General features: G+C 36.3%; 24 protein-coding genes. 7 read left to right on the plus strand and 17 right to left on the minus strand.

Going from position 1 to position 24446, the window contains the following annotated elements; genetic code table 11:
• Positions 1–83 precede the first annotated feature (83 nt).
• Positions 84–650: a DUF2911 domain-containing protein gene (locus tag AXA65_RS05705; protein WP_063969163.1), complete on the minus strand. Its 567-nt coding sequence runs from the start codon at positions 648–650 to the stop codon at positions 84–86.
• Between the two features lie 4 nt (positions 651–654).
• Entirely contained in the window at positions 655–1809 is a 1155-nt protein-coding gene (locus AXA65_RS05710) for a methionine aminotransferase (RefSeq protein WP_063969164.1), read from the minus strand.
• A gap of 197 nt (positions 1810–2006) precedes the next feature.
• On the opposite strand from AXA65_RS05710, the gene miaA reads away from it, so the two are divergent.
• Both miaA and AXA65_RS05720 read left to right on the plus strand, forming a co-directional pair.
• Positions 2007–2909: a tRNA (adenosine(37)-N6)-dimethylallyltransferase MiaA gene (gene miaA, locus AXA65_RS05715; RefSeq protein ID WP_063969165.1), complete on the plus strand. Its 903-nt coding sequence runs from the start codon at positions 2007–2009 to the stop codon at positions 2907–2909.
• Between the two features lie 106 nt (positions 2910–3015).
• Positions 3016–3579, plus strand: a complete 564-nt coding sequence (locus AXA65_RS05720; RefSeq protein ID WP_063969166.1) for a thioredoxin family protein — start codon at positions 3016–3018, stop codon at positions 3577–3579.
• Positions 3580–3648: 69 nt separating this feature from the next.
• Here AXA65_RS05720 and AXA65_RS05725 read toward each other — a convergent pair whose 3' ends face one another.
• From AXA65_RS05725 to AXA65_RS05740, 4 genes are all read right to left on the minus strand, one after another.
• Positions 3649–4164 (minus strand): NUDIX hydrolase, encoded by a 516-nt coding sequence (locus AXA65_RS05725; protein WP_063969167.1) that lies wholly within the window; start codon positions 4162–4164, stop codon positions 3649–3651.
• Positions 4165–4263: 99 nt separating this feature from the next.
• Positions 4264–5175 carry a site-specific tyrosine recombinase XerD gene (xerD, locus tag AXA65_RS05730; RefSeq protein ID WP_063969168.1) on the minus strand — a complete coding sequence of 304 codons (912 nt, stop codon included), beginning with the start codon at positions 5173–5175 and terminating at the stop codon, positions 4264–4266.
• 41 nt (positions 5176–5216) lie between these two features.
• Positions 5217–5648, minus strand: a complete 432-nt coding sequence (locus tag AXA65_RS05735) for a deoxycytidylate deaminase (RefSeq protein WP_063969169.1) — start codon at positions 5646–5648, stop codon at positions 5217–5219.
• A 9-nt stretch (positions 5649–5657) separates the two neighbouring features.
• Positions 5658–6425 (minus strand): enoyl-CoA hydratase/isomerase family protein, encoded by a 768-nt coding sequence (locus AXA65_RS05740; RefSeq protein WP_063969170.1) that lies wholly within the window; start codon positions 6423–6425, stop codon positions 5658–5660.
• 133 nt (positions 6426–6558) lie between these two features.
• Between AXA65_RS05740 and AXA65_RS05745 the strand changes: the two genes are divergently transcribed.
• From AXA65_RS05745 to ctlX, 5 genes are all read left to right on the plus strand, one after another.
• Positions 6559–6951 (plus strand): septal ring lytic transglycosylase RlpA family protein, encoded by a 393-nt coding sequence (locus AXA65_RS05745; protein ID WP_063969171.1) that lies wholly within the window; start codon positions 6559–6561, stop codon positions 6949–6951.
• A 125-nt stretch (positions 6952–7076) separates the two neighbouring features.
• Positions 7077–8369 carry a phosphopyruvate hydratase gene (eno, locus tag AXA65_RS05750; protein WP_063969172.1) on the plus strand — a complete coding sequence of 431 codons (1293 nt, stop codon included), beginning with the start codon at positions 7077–7079 and terminating at the stop codon, positions 8367–8369.
• A 218-nt stretch (positions 8370–8587) separates the two neighbouring features.
• On the plus strand, positions 8588–9874 hold the full coding sequence (locus tag AXA65_RS05755; protein ID WP_063969173.1) for a citrate synthase: 1287 nt from the start codon (positions 8588–8590) through the stop codon (positions 9872–9874).
• A gap of 179 nt (positions 9875–10053) precedes the next feature.
• Complete coding sequence (locus AXA65_RS05760; protein WP_063969254.1) at positions 10054–10968, plus strand: dimethylarginine dimethylaminohydrolase family protein; 915 nt, start codon at positions 10054–10056, stop codon at positions 10966–10968.
• A 40-nt stretch (positions 10969–11008) separates the two neighbouring features.
• Positions 11009–11926 (plus strand): citrulline utilization hydrolase CtlX, encoded by a 918-nt coding sequence (gene ctlX, locus AXA65_RS05765; protein ID WP_063969174.1) that lies wholly within the window; start codon positions 11009–11011, stop codon positions 11924–11926.
• Positions 11927–12012: 86 nt separating this feature from the next.
• Here the strand turns inward: ctlX and AXA65_RS05770 are convergent, their stop codons facing one another.
• The 11 genes from AXA65_RS05770 to AXA65_RS05815 all read right to left on the minus strand — a co-directional run bounded on the left by AXA65_RS05770 (position 12013) and on the right by AXA65_RS05815 (position 24332).
• Positions 12013–14019, minus strand: coding sequence for a TonB-dependent receptor domain-containing protein (locus AXA65_RS05770; protein ID WP_228391630.1), 2007 nt, complete (start codon positions 14017–14019; stop codon positions 12013–12015).
• 3 nt (positions 14020–14022) lie between these two features.
• A complete protein-coding gene (locus tag AXA65_RS20110) occupies positions 14023–14274 on the minus strand; it encodes a hypothetical protein (protein WP_228391631.1) in 252 nt (83 codons plus the stop codon).
• A gap of 34 nt (positions 14275–14308) precedes the next feature.
• A complete protein-coding gene (locus AXA65_RS05775; protein ID WP_063969175.1) occupies positions 14309–16522 on the minus strand; it encodes an outer membrane beta-barrel family protein in 2214 nt (737 codons plus the stop codon).
• A gap of 286 nt (positions 16523–16808) precedes the next feature.
• A complete protein-coding gene (locus AXA65_RS05780; protein WP_063969176.1) occupies positions 16809–17807 on the minus strand; it encodes a 2-hydroxyacid dehydrogenase in 999 nt (332 codons plus the stop codon).
• 142 nt (positions 17808–17949) lie between these two features.
• Positions 17950–18291 (minus strand): DUF3817 domain-containing protein, encoded by a 342-nt coding sequence (locus AXA65_RS05785; RefSeq protein WP_063969177.1) that lies wholly within the window; start codon positions 18289–18291, stop codon positions 17950–17952.
• A 135-nt stretch (positions 18292–18426) separates the two neighbouring features.
• The gene (locus AXA65_RS05790; protein ID WP_063969178.1) at positions 18427–19539 is read right to left on the minus strand and encodes a hypothetical protein; all 1113 of its coding nucleotides are present in this window, start codon (positions 19537–19539) and stop codon (positions 18427–18429) included.
• Positions 19539–20096, minus strand: coding sequence for an XAC2610-related protein (locus tag AXA65_RS05795; RefSeq protein WP_131797775.1), 558 nt, complete (start codon positions 20094–20096; stop codon positions 19539–19541). Before AXA65_RS05795 ends, AXA65_RS05790 begins: the two co-directional genes overlap by 1 nt.
• A gap of 66 nt (positions 20097–20162) precedes the next feature.
• Positions 20163–20903 carry an energy transducer TonB gene (locus tag AXA65_RS05800; protein WP_063969180.1) on the minus strand — a complete coding sequence of 247 codons (741 nt, stop codon included), beginning with the start codon at positions 20901–20903 and terminating at the stop codon, positions 20163–20165.
• A gap of 3 nt (positions 20904–20906) precedes the next feature.
• Positions 20907–21497: a nicotinate (nicotinamide) nucleotide adenylyltransferase gene (gene nadD, locus AXA65_RS05805; protein ID WP_063969181.1), complete on the minus strand. Its 591-nt coding sequence runs from the start codon at positions 21495–21497 to the stop codon at positions 20907–20909.
• Between the two features lie 137 nt (positions 21498–21634).
• A complete protein-coding gene (recJ, locus tag AXA65_RS05810) occupies positions 21635–23347 on the minus strand; it encodes a single-stranded-DNA-specific exonuclease RecJ (RefSeq protein WP_063969182.1) in 1713 nt (570 codons plus the stop codon).
• Between the two features lie 91 nt (positions 23348–23438).
• A complete protein-coding gene (locus AXA65_RS05815; protein WP_063969183.1) occupies positions 23439–24332 on the minus strand; it encodes a T9SS type A sorting domain-containing protein in 894 nt (297 codons plus the stop codon).
• Positions 24333–24446: the final 114 nt, after the last annotated feature.

Raw genomic sequence — 24446 nt, forward strand, 5'->3', positions numbered from 1 at the left:
TATCCCGAACTCAGGTTAAAATATTAGTTCAAAAAAGCCTTATCAAAATCTGATAAGGCTTCATTTTTTATAAATCTCGAAGATTACTTGAACTCAATAGGGAATTTAACTTGTGTATTGTCCCAACCAGCGTACAAATCTGCTCCAGTTTTTGTCTGTACAAATGTGATAGAAAAGTTTTCCACTACAGAAGTCGTTTTCTCAGCCGCAACATTGAATCTCACCACATCTTTGCTTTTGTCATAAGCGTATGCGCCCCATCTGTCAACATCAGAGTTCAGAACGATGGTCCATTCTTTTTCGTTTGGAACTGCGAATAAACTATAAGTTCCAGCCGGAATTTCTTTTCCAGCAATTTTAACTGGCGTATAGAATTTGATTTCCGTATTTTCATTCGCTCCCATTCTCCAGATCTCTCCGTATTTGATGAGGTTACCAAAAACCACTCTGTTTTTTTTCTGAGGTCTTGAATAAACAACTTTAACTTTCGGCGTTTCTGATTTTGAAGAAAGAACCTGAAGTGGATAATATGTTGCATCCATCGGGCTTGCATCTGCTGGCAAATAATTCAGTTTTGTAGCATCTAATTTTGTTTGAGAAAAAGTGCTAACTCCTATTAATAAAGAAGCAGCTAAGACTAAATTTTTCATTTATTTATTTTAATTTTATTAATTGTTCAATAGCTTTGTCCAAAGTTTCCTGTTTTTTGGCGAAACAAAACCGAATGACTTTTTCATCAGTTTTATCCTTATAAAATGCTGAAAATGGAATCGTTGCAACTTTGTATTCCTTTGTCAACCAGTAGCAAAAATCCTTGTCTTGCATATCAGAAATCGAACCAAAATTGGCGGACAGAAAATAAGTGCCTTCACAATCCAACAATTCAAATGGTGTTTCAGATAAAGCACTCCTCAAATAATTCCTTTTCTCTTCGAAGAACGTTGAGATTTCAGAAAAATTTTGAATGTTTTGAAGATATTTTGCAATCGAATATTGTGCAGGTGTATTCACACAGAAAACATTGTATTGATGGACTTTCCTGAACTCATTCATTAATTCAGAAGGCGCGAGAATATAGCCAATTTTCCAACCTGTGATATGTAATAATTTTCCAAAAGAACCAACGACAAATGTTCGCTCTTTCAATTCAGAATATTTGGCTAAAGTTAAATGTGATTTGCTATCAAATGTGATATTCTCATAAACTTCATCACTCAGAATAATGATGTTGGTATCTTTGACAATCTTGATTAATTCATCAATATCGTTTTGTTTCAAGATTTTACCAGAAGGATTATTTGGATTGTTGATGACAATCATTTTGGTCTTTTCGGAAACCAGATTTTTCACTTCATTCCAATTTATTTTGTAATCTGGATAAAGCATTTTGACATTTTTCACGATTCCACCATTCAGAATAATTGCAGGTTCGTAGCAATCGTAAGCTGGCTCGAAAATAATGATTTCATCATCTTTTTCCACAAAAGCAGAAATCACGGTGAAAATTCCCTGAGTTGCGCCAGCAGTGATATTGATTTCAGAATCTGGATGATAATCAACCTGATATTGAGAACTGAACTTCCTCGAAATCTCTTCCCGAAGTTCCTTAATTCCAAACAAAGGCGCATATTGATTGTAACCTTCTTTGGCAAAATCGCCCAAGTATTTCAGAAGATTTTCGTCGGCTTGATAATCAGGAAATCCTTGCGAAAGATTGACCGCATTTTCCTGTTGCGCCAACAATGACATTTCTGTGAAAATCGTGGTTTTCACGTCCGGAAGTTTGGATGGAGATAATCTTAAAGCCATAATGATGGTAAAATTAAGTAATAATTGAGAAACTCTCTAACAATTTTCTGATGTTTTCGCAGCCACAAAAGTCACAAAGTTTTTATCAATAATATTCAAAAGTTCAAAAAAGAATAATGGAAACTTTTTTACATATATGTCCTTTGTGGTTACTGAAAAATGTGATTCTCATTTTGTAAATTTGCAAAAATAATTTTTTGAAACGTCTTATCTCCATCGTCGGAACTACAGGAATCGGAAAAACCAGATTGGCTATCGATTTGGCAAATCAACTCGGTACGGAAATTATTTCCTGCGATTCTCGTCAGTTTTATCAAGAGATGAAAATCGGAACTGCGATGCCGACCGAATCCGAATTGGCTGAAGCAAAACACCATTTTGTGGGTAATCTTAGTATCAATGATTACTATTCGATTGGTTTGTATGAGCACGAAGCGTTGGAAAAGTTGGACGAAATTTTCGCAAAGAAAGATGTCGCCATAATGGTTGGCGGAAGTGGAATGTACGAAAAAGCCGTTGTGGAAGGATTGAACGATTTACCCGAAGCTGACGATGAAAATCAGAAAAAATTAATAGATATTTTTGAAAACGAAGGCATTGAACCTTTACAAAAATTACTTGCTGAACTTGACCCTGAATATTTTTCAGTTGTTGATAAAGATAATTCAAGACGTTTATTAAGAGCAATCGACATCATTTGGCAAACTGGAAAAACCTACACCGAAAATCTTAGTTTACCAAAACCTCAGCGTAATTTTGAGACATTTAGAATTGGAATTCAGGCGCCAAGAGAAATTATTTATGAAAGAATCAACCGACGCGTTGACATTATGATGGAAAATGGTTTACAGGAAGAAGCCAAAGGATTGATTTCTGACAGAGATAAAGTGGCGCTTCAAACGGTTGGTTATTCAGAATTGTTCAAATATTTTGATGGCGAATGGGATTTGGACTTTGCGGTTTCGGAAATCAAGAAAAATTCCCGCCGATACGCCAAACGTCAAATTACCTGGAACCGGAAACTGGGAAATGTGAATTGGGTCAATTATGATAATTCTGTGGAAGAAGCATTATCTTTGCTGGAAATATTAAAAAATTAAAGGATTCAAAGATTAAAAAATTATTTTATTTTAAATAAATATATTCGGAGTTTGAGTCACTAATCTTTTAATAATTAATTTTTTAATCATTTAATTAATAATAAATATGTCAAATACACAATCCAATATGTTGGCTTTGGGAACGAAAGCACCTGATTTCGGTCTTCCAAATCCTGTGAGAAATAACGAAATCCAAAATCTGGAATCTCTAAAAGGAAAGAAAGGAACTTTGGTGGTTTTTATGTGCAATCATTGTCCGTTTGTGCTTCACATTATCGATACTTTGGAGGAATTATACGAAGATTACAAAGCTCAAGGCATCGAATTTATCGGAATTAATTCCAACGATGTGGACAGATATCCAGCTGATTCTCCCGAAATGATGGTAGAATTTGCTGAAGAAAAAGCTTTGAAATTCCCTTATCTTTACGATGAAAGTCAAGAGGTTGCAAAAGCTTTTGATGCTGCTTGTACACCAGATTTTTATTTCTTCGATGAGAATTTAAAATTAATTTACCGTGGACAAATGGATGACTCAAGACCAGGAAATCAAAAAGAAATTACAGGTGAAGATTTAGTCATTGCTTTTGAAAATCATTTGGCTGGACAGGCTCAGGAAGATTTCCAAAGACCAAGTTTAGGTTGTAATATCAAATGGAAACAAATCTAGAAGTCAGATATTAGACTTTAGTCAGATAAAATAAAAACCGTCTCGTATTAAGCGAAACGGTTTTTTAGTTTAAATTTTACTGATGTTATTTTTAATGAAATCCTTCTGAGATTCAAAGGCGATTTCATCTATTTTAATCTCTGAAATTGGAATCCAAATGCCTTCAGAGATTTCAGATTCTTCTATTTTAATTTCAAATTTTTCAGCTACTTCATATTCGTAAAACAAATCCATCGTGTTGTAACTGATGTTTTTATATGGATAAATGTTCGGTAGGCTTCCCAGATATTTTAGTTTTTGAATGTCTATTTTCAATTCTAATTCTTCCTTCAATTCTCTGGCGCAGGTTTCTTCGGCGCTTTCTTTTGGGTCACAAAAACCACCTGGTAAATCCAATTTTCCTTTTCCAGGTTCCTGATTTCTGACTGTGAAGAATAATTCGTTTTCGTGTTTGATGATGACTGCCACTGCAGCAGCCGTATTGTGATACAAAACAAAATCACAGTTGCTACAACTGAACTTGACGGTGTTATTCCATTTCAAGGTTTCGTGTCCGCATTTTGGGCAGAATTTCAAATTTTCCATAGGATAAAATTAAGGAAACAACAATCAGTTTACAAAATAAAAAACCACATAAAATCAATTTCTATGTGGCTATTGTTTAATTTAAATTTTCTTGGAAATCTAAACTGCTTTTCTATTTCTCGGATGAAACTGAATAATGACATCTCTCAATTCCTCCGTTTTCAAGTGTGTGTAAACCTGAGTCGTCGTAATGCTACTGTGACCCAACATTTCCTGAATAAATCTCAAATCTGCACCGTTCTGCAACAAATGCGTCGCAAAAGAATGACGGAAAGTGTGCGGCGAAATACTTTTGTTGATTCCAGCCTTTTGTGTCAGTTCCTTGATGATGATGAATACAATTACTCGGGACATATTTGTTCCTCTTGTATTCAGGAAAAGAATATCTTCGAATTTTTTATTGACTTTACCCGCGGCTCTTACATTTTTGATGTAATCCAAGATACATTCTGCTGTAGATTGGGCCAAAGGAACCAATCTAACCTTTTCACCTTTTCCTTCTACGATGATAAAGTTTTCCTTGAAATTGATGTTAGAGATTTTCAAATCCACCAATTCCGAGACGCGCAGTCCACAACCATAGAGAACCTCCAGAATACACTGGTTTCTTTTGCCGATGTCTGTGTGTTTTTCGATGTTTTCGATGATTCTGTCGATGTCATCGATACTCAAAGTATCAGGAAGATAAAGTCCCAGTTTCGGGCCTTCTAATAATGATGCAGGATTATCCTCTCTATAATCCTCTTCCAAAAGGAATTTGAAAAACGCCTTAATGGAAGAGATTCCTCTCGCCTGCGAGCGCTCACTTATCTTGTTCTTGGATAATTGGTAGATGTATTCCTGTAGGTTTTCGTAGCTTATCACTTGCGGAGAGATTTCTCCCAAATCAGTGATAGCAAAGCTTTCTAGCTTTTTGATGTCTCTCACGTACGCATCAAGTGTGTTGTCGGAGAAACTTTTCTCAAATTTTAGAAAATTTGAGAAGTCTGTAATTTTTTCGGACCAGTTCATATTTGTGTTTTTAAAATTGTTTCTTAGTATGTACTATTCTGTCATAAAGTGTATAGTTCTTGTTCAGTTATGTTTAAAGTTTCAATTCCTGCGTTTTTCAAAAATTCCAGTCCACTATCATCAGAATAGACTGTCATATATACTACTTTTTGAATTCCTGCCTGTAAGATCAGTTTGCTACATTCTTTACAGGGTGACATGGTGATATACAATGTTGCGCCTTTGCAGGATTGCGTGCTACTAGCTATCTTTAATATTGCATTGGCTTCTGCGTGGAGCACAAACCAATTGGTTTTCCCTTCATCGTCTTCGCAGTTGTTTTCAAAACCGGAAGGCGTTCCGTTGTACCCGTCGGAGATTATCATTCTGTCCTTCACGATAAGTGCTCCCACTTTTTTCCGCTTACAGTAAGACAGGTTTGCCCATTCGGACGCCATCTTAAGATAAGCTATATCGAATTTGTTATGATCCATTCTTTATATTTAATCGAAAGCGGGTTTTCTTTTTTCAAGAAAAGCCGACACACCTTCTTTAAAATCCCCTTGAGCAAATAATTCTCCAAAAGAATTGATTTCGCTTTCCATTCCATTTTCTTTGTCACTCGCATTGACTGCTTTTATCGCTTGGGAAATACCTTGTGGCGAATTTTTTACAATTTGCTCGGCCAATTCCTGCGTTTTTGGAAGCAATTCTTCAAGAGAAAAAACTTCATTCACCAAACCAATCAATTTGGCTTTTTCCGCAGAGATCATTTTGGCAGAGAAAATCATTTCGTTTGCAATTCCCTTTCCTACTAACTTTGGCAATCTCTGTGTTCCGCCGTAACCTGGAATCAATCCCAAAGTTACTTCTGGCAGACCTAGTTTTGCATTTTCAGAAGCGTATCTTAGATGACAAGCCATTGCCAATTCCAGTCCGCCGCCTAGGGCAAAACCATTGACTGCTGCAATGACCGGTTTGCTGAGATTTTCGATTTTATTGAAAACAAAATGTCCTCTTTTTGATAGCTCGGTTGCCTTTTCCTGACTGAAATTTGAAAATTCCTTGATGTCTGCACCTGCGACGAAGGATTTTTCCCCGCTTCCGGTTACGATGACACAGTTCACGGTTTTTTCATTTTCAAGAAAATCAAACACGTTTTCCAAATCGTTAAAAACCTGAGTGTTCAAGGCGTTTAAGCTTTCTGGTCGGTTGATTGTTACAACAGCGATTTTTCTGTCTATCGTTAATTTTATACTTTCGTAATTCATTTAAAAAGGAGATTATGTTTCAATCTCTAAACTTATTAGAGAACTAATTTAGAAATTTATGCAATATAAACAAAATATTAATGAACAATTAACATTTTAAATAATCAATTATTAACCTTTGTAAATTATAACGATGAAAACTTTTTATAAAATAGCGCAATATGCGTTCAAATTATACATATTCCTACTTGTGCTGTTTGTGATTTCTTGTGGAAGTAGAAACGCCTCCAATGGCTCTTACAGGTCAACCACGGTGTCCTATTACGCCAATAAATTCAATGGAAAGAAAACTTCGAGCGGAGAAACGTACCGGCATTCCAAAATGACGGGCGCGCACAAATCACTTTCATTCGGCACAAGGGTAGAGGTCGTGAATGTGGAGAATGACAGGTCGGTCATCATCACTGTGAATGACCGAGGGCCTTTGAAGCCGTCAAGGGAATTTGACCTTAGTCAAGGTGCTTTCAAAAAAATTGCTGACCTGAATGAAGGTGTCGTAAAAGTGAAATACAGGATTTTGAAATAATCCTTAAGATAATCGTAATCGAAACTATAAACTGATTCGATACATAATATATTTAAAATGTTTAAATTTGCAATGCTTTTGAAAAAGCCAACAAATAAAAATCTTAAAAAAATAACATCAAGACAATGAGTTACATTTCATTTATCGAAGCAAGACAAATATTAGATTCCAGAGGGAATCCAACAATTGAAGTAGATGTTTTCACAGAAAGTGGAGCAATGGGACGTGCAGCAGTACCTTCTGGTGCTTCTACAGGTGAGCACGAAGCAGTTGAACTAAGAGACGGCGCGCCGGAATATCTTGGAAAAGGTGTTTTGAAAGCGGTTGAGAACGTGAAAGAGATCATCGCTCCAGAATTAATTGGGCTTCCGGTTTTCGAACAAAATCTTATCGATGCGGTAATGATCGACCTTGATGGAACTTCTAACAAAGGGAAATTAGGCGCAAACGCAATTCTTGGTGTTTCTTTGGCTGTTGCGAAAGCGGCTGCTAACGAACTTAGAATGCCTCTTTATAAATATGTAGGTGGTGTGAACGCCAACACACTTCCTGTTCCAATGATGAATGTCATCAACGGTGGTTCTCACTCCGATGCGCCGATCGCTTTCCAGGAATTTATGGTAATGCCGGTAAAAGCAGACTCTTTCTCTCACGCATTGAGAAAAGGAACAGAGATCTTCCACAGCCTGAAATCTATTCTTCACGGAAGAGGTTTATCTACAGCTGTTGGGGACGAAGGTGGATTTGCACCAACTTTCAAAGGAACTGAAGATGCTTTGGATACTTTATTACAAGCAATCGAAAAAGCAGGTTACAAGCCAGGAGACGATATTATGGTCGCTTTGGATTGCGCGGCTTCAGAATTCTACAAAGATGGCGTTTACGATTACAGAAAATTCCAGACGCCAGATGCGCCTGTATTCTCTAGCAGCGAGCAGGTTTCTTACTTGGCTGATCTTGCAAACAAATATCCAATCATCTCTATCGAGGACGGGATGCAGGAAAATGACTGGACTGGTTGGAAAGAATTGACAGATAAGATCGGTGACAGAGTACAATTGGTTGGAGATGATTTGTTCGTAACAAACGTTGAAAGACTATCCAGAGGTATCAAAGAAAATACAGCTAACTCCATCCTTGTAAAAGTAAACCAAATTGGTTCTCTTTCCGAAACTATGGCTGCGGTACAAATGGCTCAACAAAACAGATATACAACCGTAATGTCTCACAGGTCTGGTGAAACAGAAGATTCTACAATTGCAGATCTTGCAGTGGCTCAAAACTGTGGACAGATCAAAACTGGTTCTGCATCAAGATCAGACAGAATGGCGAAGTACAATCAACTTTTGAGAATCGAAGAAGCTTTAGGTGAAACTGCGGTTTTCCCAGGTTTGGACGCTTTCAAGATCAAAAGATAATTAATTTTTAAATTAATAATAAAGGCATTTGGAGAAATCTAGATGCCTTTTTGTTTTTATGTAATTGTAAATCAATATTTTATTTTGATAAATTATTAATAAAGAATTATTTCATTTGTTCAATTATCGACATCAATAGAATCAATTAGAAGATATGACTTTTGTCAGTTGACCATTTCCGAGTAAAGTGTTATATTTAACACATAAATATTTTTATAATGTCAGATAACAAAGTTATATTAAATTACGACGGGAAAAGTTTCGAGTATCCGATCGTAGATAGTACTATCGGAGACAGAGGAATTGATATTTCCAAATTGAGAGACCAAACGGGATTGATCACTTTGGATCTTGGTTACAAAAACACAGGTGCTACCATTAGTGAAATTACTTACCTAGACGGTGATAAAGGAGAATTGTTATACAGAGGTTATCCTATCGAGCAGATCGCAGAGAAATCTAATTTTACGGAAGTAATGTACCTATTGCTTCACGGAGAATTACCTAAAACAGAGCAGTTCAATAATTTTGAAAGTAGCATCAAAAAATATAATTTTGTTGCAGATGAGCTTAAAAAACTGATCGATGTTTTCCCTCGTTCTGCGCATCCAATGGGCGTTTTGTCTTCTTTGACTTCCGCATTGACAGCTTTCAACCCGAAAGCGGTAGATGTAAAATCTAAAGAAGAATTGGACTATGCATCAGAATTGATGATCGCAAAATTCTCGCACCTTTGCGCTTGGACTTACAGAAAAACTCAAGGCTTACCAATTAACCATGGAGATAATAGTCTTAACTATGTTGAGAACTTCTACAAGATGGCATTCAGATTACCTAATGAAGAGTTCAATATGGATCCTGTAGTAGTTGCTGCTTTGGATAAATTGTTGATCCTGCACGCAGATCACGAGCAAAACTGTTCTACTTCTACTGTAAGAATGGTTGGTTCTGCTCATACAGGTTTGTTTGCTTCTATTTCTGCAGGTGTTTCTGCACTTTGGGGACCACTTCACGGAGGTGCAAACCAAGCCGTTATCGAAATGTTAGAATTGATTGAAAAAGACGGCGGTGACGTTAACAAATGGGTGGCAAAAGCAAAAGATAAAAACGACAGCTTCAGATTGATGGGCTTTGGACACAGAGTTTACAAAAACTTTGACCCAAGAGCAAAAATTATCAAAAAAGCAGCAGACGATATCTTAGGAAAATTAGGAATCCAAGATAAAGCGCTTGACATTGCAATGCAGTTGGAAAAAGTAGCTTTGGAAGACGAATACTTCATCGAAAGAAAATTATATCCAAACGTAGATTTCTATTCTGGAATCATCTACAGAGCGTTAGGAATTCCTACAGAAATGTTCACAGTAATGTTTGCATTAGGAAGATTGCCAGGATGGATCGCTCAATGGAGAGAAATGAGATTGAAAGGTGATCCGATCGGAAGACCAAGACAGATCTACCAAGGTTCTCAAGAAAGAGATTATCTTGACATCAAAAGCAGATAATATCTTTTTTAAATAAAATTAATAATCCCCGAAACATAGCTTTTGGGGATTATTTTTTGGTAACAACTGATAACCGGAAGGCAAAACAATTTAATATATTCTTAAAACAGATATTATTCCTGAATCTTCGCTTATTGCAAAGCTTTAATTATATTTGCGACACTTACATTTTTATGGCAATTGATCTTAATATTAAAAACGAAACGGGAAAACTAAAGTCTGTAGTTCTTGGGCAACCAAAATCCAACGGACCGATTCCTACACTCGCAGAAAGCTATGATGCAAAATCATACAACACGATTGAAAATAATATCTATCCGAAAGAGGAAGATATTGTCTTCGAAATGTCAGAATTTGAGAAAGTTCTGAAGAAATATGATGTTGAGGTTTTCCGTCCGAAGATCATCAAGGATTACAACCAGGTTTTTGCCCGTGATGTTGCTTTCGTGATCGAAGATAAAATGATCATTTCCAATATCATCCCAGATCGTGCAGATGAGCAGGAAGCTTACCGTCACATCATCGACAAAGTATCCTGGAGAAACGTCATCAACCTGCCGGAAAAAGCACACATTGAAGGTGGCGATGTCATCGTTTGGGACGAATTCCTATTTGTAGGAACAAGTTACAGCCCGGATTACAGAAATCTAAAAACCGCCAGAACCAACGAATATGCCATAGAAATCCTAAAAGAATATTTCCCGAAAAAGAGAATTATCGATTTGGATTTAAAGAAAAGCGACACCAAACCTTACGAAGGCATTTTACATTTGGATTGTACTTTCAACCCGATAGGTGAAGACAAATGTGTGATATACAAAAATGGATTTGTGGACGAAGATGATTACCAATTGGTTCTCGATATTTTTGGTGAAGAAAATTGCTTCAATATCAATGACGAAGAGATGTTCCAAATGTTCCCAAATGTCTTCTCAATCGCGCCAGATGTTGTGGTTTCAGACAAAGCCTTCACAAGAATGAATGACCATTTTCGTAACGAATGGGGAATTACCGTTGAAGAAATTCCGTATAGAGAAATTTCCAAAATGGGTGGATTGTTGAGATGTTCTACTTTGCCTTTGGTAAGAGAGTAATTATTTTAATCGTTTAATTATTTAATCATTTAATTTTAAAATGCAGACTACAGATACAGTTCTAATGATAGAGCCCATTGCTTTCGGATTCAACGAGCAAACGGCGGTTAACAATTATTTTCAGGTCCAGCAGGAAGGAAATGTGCAGGAAAAAGCCTTACAGGAATTCAATGCTTTTGTTGAAAAACTGAGAGCGAAAGGCATCAACGTCATCACTATAAAAGATACGATTGATCCGAAAGCACCAGATTCTATCTTCCCAAATAATTGGGTGAGTTTTCACCAAGATGGGAAAGTTGTCTTGTATCCGATGTTTGCAGAAAACCGACGTTTGGAAAGACGAGAGGATATCATCGATCACATCAAAGAACAATTTGATGTCAAAGAAGTCATCGATTATTCTAAAATTGAAAACGAGAAAAAATATCTGGAAGGAACCGGAAGTATAATTTTCGACCACGATAATAAAATCGCTTACGGGTCGGTTTCGTTGAGGTTGGATGAGGAACTTTTTAGAAAATTCTGTAGCGAGTTTGGATTTACGCCAGTCGTTTTTCATTCTTATCAAACTGCCGGAGAAGAAAGACTTCCGATTTATCATACCAACGTTATGATGTGTGTTGCAGACAAGTTTGTCGTGATCTGTCTAGATTGTATCGATGATGAAACTGAAAGACAAAACGTCATTGATTCCATCAAAAATTGCGGAAAAGAATTGATAGAAATCTCCGAAGACCAAATGCAGAATTTTGCTGGAAATATGCTTCAAGTTCAGAATAATTCAGGCGAAAAATTCTTGGTGATGAGCCAAAGTGCGTACAGATCTTTAAAACCTGAACAGGTTTCTGCTATTGAAAAATATTGCGAAATCATCTACTCCGATCTGGAAACCATAGAAACCAACGGTGGCGGAAGTGCCCGATGCATGTTGGCCGAGGTTTTCTTGCCGAAGAAATAGAATTTATCTAAATAGAAATCAAAAATCCCGGACAGTGTTGTCTGGGATTTTCTTTTTGAAAAAATTTAACGTGATATATAATGTAGTTATCTGGTGCGGTTTTTTATGTCTTTGTCTGCGCTGTCGATATCTCTTATTTTCTGAACTTTCTTGTTCCCGAAATTATAAGTGATGCTAAAGTTTATGCTTTGATTATATTGGTTTTGATTGATGTAATTGAAGTTTCCATTTTCCTGCTGGTCGGTGATCACTACTTTGTTCGTTTTCAGAATATCAAATAGTTCCAGATTGAATGTCCAGTCGTTCCAGACTTTTTTGATGCTTGTGTCAAGGCTCATCAATGATCTCAGATAACCGATCTCGATCTGCTGATTGTCTACGTACCAATAGTTGACGCCAAGGAACCAAGTTTTATTTTTGTCTAATCTTATGGTGTTATTGGTCTGAATTAATAAGCTGTTTGATTTGATCTTATTGACATAATCCGGGAAGACATCGCCTGTTATCGGATCGGTGTTCAGGAATCCGTTGTTTACATTTCTCTGGACACCAATGTTGAAATTGGTTGTCAGATATTGTTTGAAGAAGTTCTTCTGCATTCCCAACATGGCGGACATCTCTTGTCTATCTCCGAAGTTGGTACGGATGTATCTCAATTCTTTCGTCGCAACACCATCCTTCACGATCTCTCTTTGAAGCGGAACTTGCGTGATCACATCTTTCGACAATGAATGATTTACAATAAAGAAATAGGAATTCTTAAACATGTAAGTGAACTCATTCGTGTAAACCGAAGATGCTTTTACAAAAGGATTATTCTGGGTATAATTCACATAGGTCAAGATGTTTTTCACAGGATTCAGTTCCCAGAAACTTGGTCTTCTCATTCTGCTGGAGAAAGCGTAGGAGATATTGTTTTTGTCGTTGATCGCATAATTAATGCTAACGTAGGGCAACAGATTGTTGTAATTTCTTTCGATATTACTGAAATCGGAATTGTCAGATTTCCCCACACTATTGGTGATCTCATACCTGGAGCCAATTTTTCCGGAGAACTTATCAGAGAATTTCTTTTCAAACGTCAGATAGGCACCATAGATATTTTCGTCGTAGATGAAGTGGTTTGGATTGGAAGAAGGGATGGTAGAAACTAGATTTCCGTTAGCGTTATAATTGTAAATGAATGTGTCACTTTTAGTATCATTGTCCGTTTTGGTCTTATTGAAATTTCCTCCGACAGAAACTGTGAGATCATTTTTAAACTTCTTGATGTAATCACCCAGGAAAGAAAAATTGTTGATGATCTGAGGTGTGCTTTGTGTGATCTGCACCATTCGGTTTCCAATAGTCTGGATTGCGTCCGAATTATAAGTTATGTTATCCGCATTTTGGAATCTCTTATAATTAAGATAAGCGGCGTTCAAGTTCAGTTTGCTACCTAAGGTATCCGTTTTCCATTCATAGTTCAAGTTCACAGAATTGTTGTAAGAACGGGAGTTTTCCAAGTTTTTTGTGTAGTTGTAAAGAGTCTTTTTAATTCCCGCTGAATCCGATTTCACCGTATTGAAAAGATTGGATGTAGAGCCGTTGCTTTTATTTGCCCAGGAGTTGTAGGTCAAAGCCAAATTGCTATTGTCATTCAATTGATAATCAATATTTAAGTAGCCGCCAAGATTTTTATTGGGATCAGAAACTCGGCCTTCGGATTGATTGCTAGATCGGTCATTTCCATTTCTCAAAATATAATATTGCTCCTGGATATTTTGACTGGTATTGATGTTGGAACTGATTCCCAATTTGTCTTTTCTATAATTAATGGAAAGTCCAGCGTAAGAAGAGTTGTAATAACTTTGGGAATTTCCCATTCTTAGATTGCCATTCAGTCCATCGGTCATTTTTTTCTTCAGAACGATGTTGATGATCCCGTCAGAAGATTCTACCTGATATTCACTTCCGGGAAGCGTGATCACTTCGATTTTTTGAATATTTTCAGCTGGTGTATTTTTCAAAAATTGAGTTAAAGACTCAGCATCCATATTGGTTTTTCTTCCATTAATGAAAATGACCGCGTTGTTCTTTCCAATGATCTTCAAAGTTTAATCGTCGGTAGAAGAGACCAAAGGTGTTTGTTTCAAGATGTTGAAGGCTGTATTTCCTTTTGCAACTGGAGACGCTGCAACGTCATAGACAAATCGGTCACTTTCCTTTTTGAAGACTTGTTTTGTGATGGTGACAGCTTCGATATTTTTGGTCGCGGCAGAATCTGTTTTAGGCTTTTCCTGAGCGTTCAGATAGATTCCTGAGACGAGACTTAATCCTAAAAATAGTTTTGTATTGAGAGTTTTCATAATTTATTTTTTATAGTTAAGTTTCTGATTTTTATTAAGTTCTGGACTTGATGGCATCGTTCGCAGATTTCACTTCTCTTGCTTTTTTCAGCTTTTGATTTCCGAAGTTGTACGTCACATTGATGTTCAATTCTCTTCCATATTTGAAGCTTCTCACACTGTTATAACTTCCATTGGATTGTACAGTTCTGATGTCATCGATGTTAGAATTCAGGATATCATTCACTTCTACCAGGAAGGTGAAATTCCCCATGATCTTCTTGATGTTTAAGTCAAGACTTTGTTGTGTGTGGAGTTTTCCAATTTCCATTTCTCTTGATGGCATTAGCCAGTAATTAACGCCCAAATACCAATCTTTTTTCGATGAAAGTCTGACCATATTGTTGGCCTGGTAGAACATGTTCAGTGTTTTTACATTAATTGAGTAAGGTTGTAGTATTTCTGTAACACCTTCAATGGGTTGCGAGGTTGGATCTTTCGTTACACCTCCGGAGATGGTTGCATATTCAAAATTAGCTGAGTAGTTGGTTGTCCAGATGTCGCTAAACCAGGCTTTGTTCATTCCCAAGGTCAATCCCAATTGTTTGTTGTTCCCATAATTGGTTCGGATATATCTCAAGAACTTGGTCTCTTCACCAGTTTCATTATTGATCATTGTTCCTTGAAGTGGCAACTGGCTGTAAGCATTTTCCGCAAAGTTGAAACTAAAATTAGCATAGAAAGCATTTTTGTACATATAATTGATCTCCTGATTATAATTCTTGGAAGCCTGCATAAAAGGATTGTTCTGAATATAATTGGTCGGCGTAAAGTAAGTTCTGGAAGGATTCAGCTGTCCAAAACCTGGTCTTCTCACTCTGCTTGAGAAGCTGTAGCTGATATTGTGGTTATCATTGATGGCATAATTCAAAGTCGCGTAAGGTAAAAGGTTATTGTAATTTCTTTCAAAACCAATGTCAGATTTCCCTACAACATCGCCTGTGCTGATTGTAGCTTCGAACCTTGTTCCCAATTTTCCACTGAATTTTTCAGAGAATTTTCTCTCGTAAGTAGCGTAAGCACCAATGATATTTTCTTTGTAGATGAAGTGGTTGGAAAGGTTGGTGTTATTAATGAAACTCGTTCCGTCAAAATCATTTTGTCTGGTATCACTGTCGGTATTAGTGAAGTTATAGCTCGTTCCGACAGCGAAAGTGCTTTCATTTCTGAATTTCTTGATGTAATCGATATTCGCTGCGTAATTGTTAATAATTTGAGGGACAGCTTGTTGGAAAGCGCTGTATCTGCTTTCGCTAGACAAAGGAAAGGTTTCACCAAGACTTTTTTTATCTCTGTTAAACCACAAGTAGGAAATGTTTGAAGTTAATTTACTTCCCAGTGTATCGGTTTTGATTTCATAATTAAGATTGAAGTTGTGGTTTCTGGTTTGCGCATCTTCTCTGTTGATCGTTCTGTTAGAAAGTACGCCATTTTCGATATTCGTCATATCCAACACAGAACCGAAACTCTTGTTGTAACGCATATTATAACTGAATCCAAGGTTCTGATTCTTATTGATCTCATAATCGATATTGATGTTTCCGCCGTAATTTTTGTTCGGATCATCCATCGTTCCGTAAGAATCATTGCTAAAAGTAGAATCGCCGTTGGTCAATGTATACTTTTCTCTTTCTCTGTAACTTCCCATGTTGAAGTTGGAATTGAAAGACCATTTGTTCTGTCTCGCATTCACGGCTATTCCGGAAGAAGGATTGTTGTAAAAACTTTGGCTGTTGTTCATTTTCAAAGTGCCGTTGTAGCCATTCGTTTTTGACTTTTTCATCACAATGTTGATCACGCCTTCATTTGCCTCAACCTGGAACTCACTTCCGGGAACAGTTACAACTTCTATTTTCTGGATATTTTCTGAAGGTGTATTTTTCAACATTTCTGTAATTGCTTCAGCATCCATCAGTGTTCTTTTTCCATTGATGTAAAAAACAACGCTGGATTTTCCCATGATCTTGAAAACTTTTCCGTCTGTGCTGGACAACATTGGTGTCTGCTGCAAAAGATTAAAAGAGTTCGTTCCTTTTGCGATAGGAGAGTTGGCAACATCGTAAACAAAGCGGTCAGATTTTTTCTGAAAAACTTTTTTATTAAGTTTTACTTCCTCTATACTTTTTGTTTTTGTTGAATCCATTTTGGTTTGCTGAGCAGAAACCATTCCTGCGAAAAATATAGCGGCGATGAGAAAATTGGCTTTCATGATGTTTTAAGTTTGAGTAGTTTGTAATTCTTACTATTTAATATTGCAAAGATATATTATAATTTAAGTATTATGCAATACAAAGTAGTAAATAAAAAATATTTTATATTTTAAAGTGTTGATTTACAGCAATAAAAATTTCTACTCAGTTTATAGATTAGACAATTGAAACTCAATTTTCATTACATTAAAAATTAAAATAAACTAAAAAAGCCTCTGCAGTTTTTTGCAAAGGCTTAATTTTCCGACCATTGTGAGCGGAATATTTTTTATAATTAATGTAATTCTAAACTAAAACCGCATTCGGATTTTCAAATTCGTTATTCGCTTCGAAGTTTGAAAGGCTGGTCAACGTAGAAGTCGCAATTTGATGTAACGCTTCCTCAGTGAAAAAAGCCTGATGCGCCGTCACCAAAACATTCGGGAAACTCATCAGCCTCTGTATCGTATCATCTTCGATGATCGTATGGGAAAGGTCTCGGAAAAATAATTTTTCTTCCTGCTCATAAACATCGATTCCAAGATAGCCAATATGTTTGGACTTCAAACCGTCGATCACGGCTTTTGTGTCTATCAATCCACCACGACTGGTGTTGATGATCATCACATTTTCTTTCATTTTAGAAATCGATTCTTTGTCGATGAGATGATGTGTAGAATCCATCAGCGGACAATGCAACGAAATGATATCGGAATCAGAAAGTAGTTTGTCCATTGGAACATACTCGATTCCAAGGTCTTTCAATTCCTGATTTTCGGTAATGTCATAAGCCAGGATCTTTGCGCCAAATCCTTTCGCAATTTTCGCAAAAGCAGTTCCGATATTTCCAGTTCCGATCACACCGATCGTCTTTTGATAAAGGTTGAATCCCATCAATCCATTCAAGGAAAAATTCTGTTCACGAACTCTGTTGTAAGCTTTGTGCGTTTTTCTGTTCAATGTAAGGATCATCGCCATCGCATGTTCTGCGACCGCTTCCGGAGAATAGGCAGGAACTCTGGAAACTCTTATTCCCAGACGTTTCGCTGCTTCCAGATCTACATTATTGAAACCGGCACATCTCAAAGCAATATATTTCACGCCTTTTTTGGACAGCGATTCGAGAACTTCGGCATTCAAAGTGTCATTAACGAAGGCACAAACGGCGTCGGAATGTACTATGACATTCAGAATATGCGGACCAAGATGTGTTTCGAAATACTCGAGTTCAAACTTGAAATCCTGATTGACTTTGTCAAAGAATTCCTTATCGTAAGGTTTGGTGGAGAAGAAGGTGATTTTCATATGTAGATATCAATTTTTTCAATGGTCATATGCAATCGCCTGTTTAGTTAGTTCTCTGGTTACTAATTCTGCTAAAGGCGATTTCATTCCTTAAAGTTAAGAAAATCAGTTGCAAAAAGAAATTTTTACAGGTTGATTTTCATCATTCACCCCGATTTTTCCGGAGCAGTTTTGTCTCTACCCAGATCGTAGCAAAAGGGAAAAAAGCGGACATCAAAGCGAAAATCGATTCCTCATCATCCCAATCATATATTTTTCTGACCGCAGGCAAAAAGATGAGGTAAAGCGTAAAAAATAATCCATGGATGCTCCCAACAGTACTGATGTAAATAATTGCAAAGAGGTCTTCTGGCTCATGGCGGATCCAGACCATGGCTGTAAATAGGAAAAACCAGGAAATAGCTTCTGCAACGCAGATCTGCTTGAACCATTTGATGATCTTTTCTTCCGGATATTTTGAGTAATATTTTTCTACGATGTTCATAATAGATGTGGTGGTAAAGAGAAAGTTGCTTTCTACAAGATCTCACAAAGATAATCAAAACAGAATTGCAGATCAGGGAGCGGCACAAGTCAAATTACACATCGTTAGAATTAATTTGCTTTGCAGTTTCTTTTTTTAATAATAAGTGATGGATCTCTCCCAAGTAATTCTTTGGTCGATCTTCATTTCACCACTGAACCTATTTTTTGCAAAAACTGTTTCTTTCTTGTAGATCCAGTTGTTTTGGGAATCATATTTATACTCGTAAACCGTGTATTCTCCATCATCATAAACCGATTTTTCGAGGTCGCCTTTGTCATTGTATTGGTGGCGAACATAACTTTTTACCGAGCCGTCTTTATTCAAAGATTTCTCCTCCGTCATCCATCCCAGATCATTGTAGACATACGAGGTAGATCTGTTGCTCGTCGTATTCTGTCTTACGTTTACAATGGTTTGTTTCTTCAGAAGTTCATTCTTTTTATTGAAGATCAGCAACTCGTTTTCTTCGCTGTCTTGGAAATTTTTTTCTTGTTTCAGAACATAATATTCATTGTTGGTTTGAGAACAGTTGAAGGTGCTTTTTGTATGCGATGTTTTATCTTTTTCGTTGTTGAGCTTTAATTCTGAAAGTCCCATTTCGTTATACAAAAATTGGTAGCTTCCCAAAGGCGATTCCGAATCCGAGAAATAAAATTTTATAGATTCCAACAGGTTTTTGGAATTGTAAAAAAATAGATTTTTGTCTTTCAGCTTCAGGTTGTTTTTGGATTGGTTTCCCATGTTCTCGTACACAGCAGACTGCAATGATCCCTGTTCAGAAAATGTGAGATCTTTGATGTTTCCTCTGGAAAGTGATGATTCATAACCAACCAGAGTATCTCTTTTTTCTATGATTTTCACGCTTTTTACTTTGCCCTTCAGTAGCCAACCTTTGCTGGTGATCCCTTCTCCTCTTTTATCTGATGCGAGAATCATTGCGACATCTTTACAGGCACATTTTTTCGCATCAGGATTTAGGCTGAGATTTTCTATTTTTTTTTCTGGTTCTCTATAAACTTTATCTTCAGTTGGCGCAGGAACTGGAGGTGACATGTATTCAATATCTTTTTCTACTGAGATTTCTTCAGTTTTTATAGGGATTGTTTTTTCAATTGTTGGTGGCGGAGGCGTTTGTTTCTTTTTCTTTTGTGCAATGACAAAGATGTTGCAGAAGAGAAATGGGATTATTAGAATGTAGTTTTTCATCAGTATTTTTTAGGGTTTAATTTTTTTTCTGATCTAATGATATTTTCTAAGGTCTTTTGATACTCGATGTCATAGTGGTCGAGTCCGTTTTCACCCTCGCCTTCTTTTATGACGTAACCAAAATCCTTAACTTTATTTCCCTCGATCTTATAAAAGCTTGTCCAGTTTCTGCCAGACATTACCACGCAATCGATGAGGTTATATTTTTCAAGATAGTGTGGGTTTTTGATCTCATTGAAGCCTTCGATCTTTCTCAGTTTCTGATTTTTAAAATCGACAATAAAAAGATTGTAAGTCAAATTGCTTCTGACATCCGAAATGTTCTCTACCAAAATATCTTTGATCCCGTCACCATTGAAGTCTATGAATTCAATGTTTTTGAACTGACTGAATAATTTTTCTTGATGAAGGATTTTCTCTTTTCCATTAATTTTTTTTGAGAATGTAAAAACAACATTGGTTTTTGTCTCATCCCAACTCTCATCTTTTGGATCAAATTCCAAAGAAACAGAATAACCTTTTTTATTAAAGATTGAATCACAGTTTATTTTCTTCACTTCTTTGTTTTGAGCAAAAACTAAGATTGGAAAAAATAAAATTAGAATAATGTGGTTTATCATAAGTTAAGGAAAAGTAATTGTAATGGATTGTAAGCTTTTAACTGCCAATCCTTTGTAAGTGTTTGGCTTCCAATTGTATTTGATGATTTTATTTTTTATGGCTGATAAAATTTGTTTTTCAAATTCTAAATTGCTTTTAATTTTAAAATCTGATTCCAAATCTATATTTTCTGCTTTTCCATCTTTGTCAATTGTGAAAAAAGCGTAAACTTTAGAAGAAATTTCATTACTTTTAATATAATTCTTTGGTAACTTAAACCTTTTCCAAAAATCGATTTCAAAATTATTTTCAGAAAATTTAATACGTTCAATTCTATAATCAAATATTTTATCAGGATTATTTTTAATAAAGAGATTTAGAGCTTCATCAATTTTTTCTTCAAAAAAATGCTCGCCGAACCTATTTTCTGCTGACTTAGTCATAAAACTCTTGTAGCATTGGTTTGAGCTGTAAAAACCAGCAATGTCACTTTCCATCCAACTGCCTCCAAAACTTATCCCAAAAGGTTTTAAAATTTCTGAAAATTCTTTTTCTTGAAGAAAATTGTCACCATAAGGTGCGGGTGTATTGATATAGTAAATGGTTTTTGTCTTAGAATCTTCTAATGCTTTCTCTTTATCAGCATTACATTTTTTCTCAAAATTTTTGCTAATCTCTTCCAATCTCTTTTTCTGCAAAGAGTCTAGTTGGGAATGGAGAAAAAAAGAATTAAAAACTAAAAATAATGCAGATAATTTTTTCATAGATTATTTATAAAATGAAGAACCATCCAAATAATCAAATACTTCCGGTGGCAGCATTGGCCTTACATTTTTGCCTTCCTTTATCATATTTCGGATTTCTGTGGCCGACAGTTCTATGATGGGCGCATTGATTTGATGGATATTTTCGTGTTTCAAGTAATCACCTTTTTTTTCTTCTTCAGAAATTCTAGGATAGACGATAATCTGATAATTTTCCAGGAGCAATTCATAATTTTTCCACTTATGAAGGCTTCCCAAATTGTCTTCGCCCATGATCAATGAAAATGAAAAATCCGTATATTTTTCTTTCAGATACGTCAAAGTATCAATCGTGTAACTCGGCACAGGTAAAGAAAATTCCACATTCGAAGCGCGCATTTTTGGGTAATTTTTGATGGCGAGCTGAACCATATCCAAACGGTTGTGGTCCTTAAGCAAAGTTTTTTTGTCTTTGAAGGGATTTTGCGGGCTTACTACAAACCACAATTCCTCCATATCAGAATTTTCTAAAATGTAATTCCCTAATATCAAATGCCCGATATGAATCGGGTTGAATGAGCCAAAAAAAAGGCCAATCTTCTTACGGTTTTCCAAAATTATAACAGGTTTTGAATCTCAAATTTAAGTCAATTAGTTTAATTATACATCAACAGATTTGTTCTAAAAGAGCACATGAAAACGCCCGATGCAATATGTATCGGACGTTTTAATATTTTTAGTTCCTCATTTTCTTAATCTCGAAAATTCACATCTCTGATGTTCAAGAAATGGGAAACGTTTCCTTTCCAATGATTTTCCTCTATTGTAAATGCGAGATCGAAAGTTTTGGTTTTGAAATCTTCGGCAAATTGTCCAAAGCGGAATCCTACACATTCCACATTTCTGCCAGTTGTCGGCTGTAAAATGTTGAACTTGAGATGCGTGCTTTCTTTTCCCATCAACCTGACATAGCCATTGACTTTCACATTTTTGAGAACCAAGATCGGCTTCATGTTTTGAGGTCCAAATGGAGCTAGTTTTCTATGGAAATTGATGAACTCACGGTTCAGATCTTCTGGATTCACAACACTGTCAACATAGATTGTTGGTTCTTTCTGATGTTCCTGAATATTATCTTTAACGTAATCTTCAAATCTGATTTTAAATTCCTCAAACTTTTCCTTCTCCATAGAGAGTCCTGCTGCAGCCTGATGTCCACCAAATTTCATAAACAGGTCAGAACAGAATTCCAATGCTTTGTGAATGTCAAAATCAGAAACAGATCTTGCAGACGCTACCATTTCGCCGTTATTTCCTTCGGTAAAGACCAAGGTTGGTTTGAAGTAATTTTCTATCAATCTGGAAGCCACAATTCCAATCACACCTTTGTTCCAAATTGGGTCGTAGACAATCGTGGAATAGCGCTGGGTCTTATGCATCTCCAAAGCCTGATTCATCGCGGATTGTGTGATGTTGATGTCCATCTCACGGCGTTCATCATTCAGGTTGATGATGTTTTCAACCATTTGCTGAGCCTGTTTCAGGTTGTCCGAGATCATTAGTTCAACCGAAGCTTTAGCATGAGAGATCCTTCCCGCCGCATTGATCTTCGGAGCAATGTCAAACACGATATTCGAGATTTCAAAGTGTGCCAATTTCTCTTCAGGAATCAATAATCTCAATCCGAATTTCCTTGTTTTTCTAAGGAATTTCAAACCTTGCATTGCCAAAACACGATTCTCACCAGTCATCGCAACAATGTCTGAAGCAATACTGATTGCAAGCAGATCTGTCAATTCAAACAGTTCACTTTCGGGAATTTTATAGATCGTATTAAGTCCCTGACAAAGTTTGAAACCAACGCCACAACCACTCAATTCCTTGTAGGGATATCGGCAGTCTTTTCTTTTCGGATCCAGAACGGCAATTGCTTTCGGAAGTTCTTCGCCTGGTAAATGGTGATCGCAAATAATGAAATCCACACCTACAGAATTGGCGTAATCTATTTTGTCCACAGATTTGATCCCGCAATCCAAAGCGATGATCAATGAAAATCCGTTGTCTTTTGCGAAGTCGATTCCTTCGTCGGAAATTCCGTAACCTTCGACATTTCTGTCCGGAATATAAAAATCAAGGTATTTTTTGTCGACGATCTTGCTTAGGTACAAGTACATCAAAGCCACCGAAGTGGTTCCGTCGACATCATAATCGCCGTAAACCAATATTTTTTCACCATTTTCTATGGACGTTGCAATGCGTTCAACCGCTCTTTGCATGTCGGCCATCAGGAAAGGATTGTGGATGTCTGTGCCGTTTGGTTTGAAGAATTCGCGGGCTTTCTGATAATTATCGATGCCACGCATGACCAAGATCTTGGACTCTAAAGTTCCAAAACCAATAGAAGAAATTAATCCATCAACAATTTCTTCGTCCGGCTCGGGTTTATAGATCCATTTTTGACTCATAGCTACAAAAGTAATGAAAAATTATCGATAAGAAATTAAAAAAGCCACCAATTTGATTGATAGCTTGTATTGGAAATCAAAAATTTAGTGCTTAATTTTTGATGAATTTTTTGGTCTCAATTCCAGATCTTGTTTCGATTGAAATAATATAATTGCCTTTCGGTAACGCGGAAATGTCGATTTTCGAAAGGTTGTCAGATTTAATTAATGAACCTTTGATGTCGTATATTTTAATGGATTTAATTTCCGCGTCAGATTTGATATTAATGAAATCATAACTTGGATTAGGGAAAATACTGATCTGGGTTTTATTAATGTCATTCACAGCCAATTGGTCCATATCCTTAATAATGATATTATCGATAATAAAACCGCTGCCGTCATTATCAAATTCAAAATTTAAGTCGTTCGCCCTCAATACTTTATCGCTTAATGCGGAAGTGTGAACCAGTTGATTGTCAAGATAATATTTAACGTTTTTTTCTATGACGTGGTCTATTTCAATTCGTAAATTATACCATCTGTCAGGAATCCAATTTCCAAGATCCAAGAAATTAACATCGCTGTCCGCATAAAATTTACCGCTAATTAGAAAATTGAATCCGCCAGCCCAAGAATAATTTCCATTATTGTTATAGTACAGAGACAACATGTAATATTCTGAACTGTTCAATTTCTCCAGCTTAACATCCGCAGAAACCGAAAGCCTGTTGTATTCTGGGATTTTTTTGAAGAGGTAAGTCATATTTCCTGTGTAGTCGTTCGTGCTTGTCACTTCCACAGAATTATTGCCATCGGTCGCTTTTCCTGTAACGACTTTAAAGTTATTATTTGGAACATTGTCTGTTTTTACCGTCCATTCTTTTTGTCCGACAACTGTTCCAAGATTATAGCCTTCGGAAGTTTCAAATGAAATTTTTTGTTGTTGTGCAAAGATTGAAATTGATAGAAAAGCAGTGGCTAAAGAGAATAAAAATTTTGTCATAGATCATATAAAAGGGAAGCGAATATAGAAAATATATGACAAATGAAATCATTTAAAGTCTTCATTATTAGTCAAAAAAAATCAGCCTCCTAAAAATATGAGGCTGATCTGCAG

The organism is Chryseobacterium sp. FP211-J200 (assembly GCF_001643375.1).
GTDB lineage: Bacteria > Bacteroidota > Bacteroidia > Flavobacteriales > Weeksellaceae > Epilithonimonas > Epilithonimonas ginsengisoli.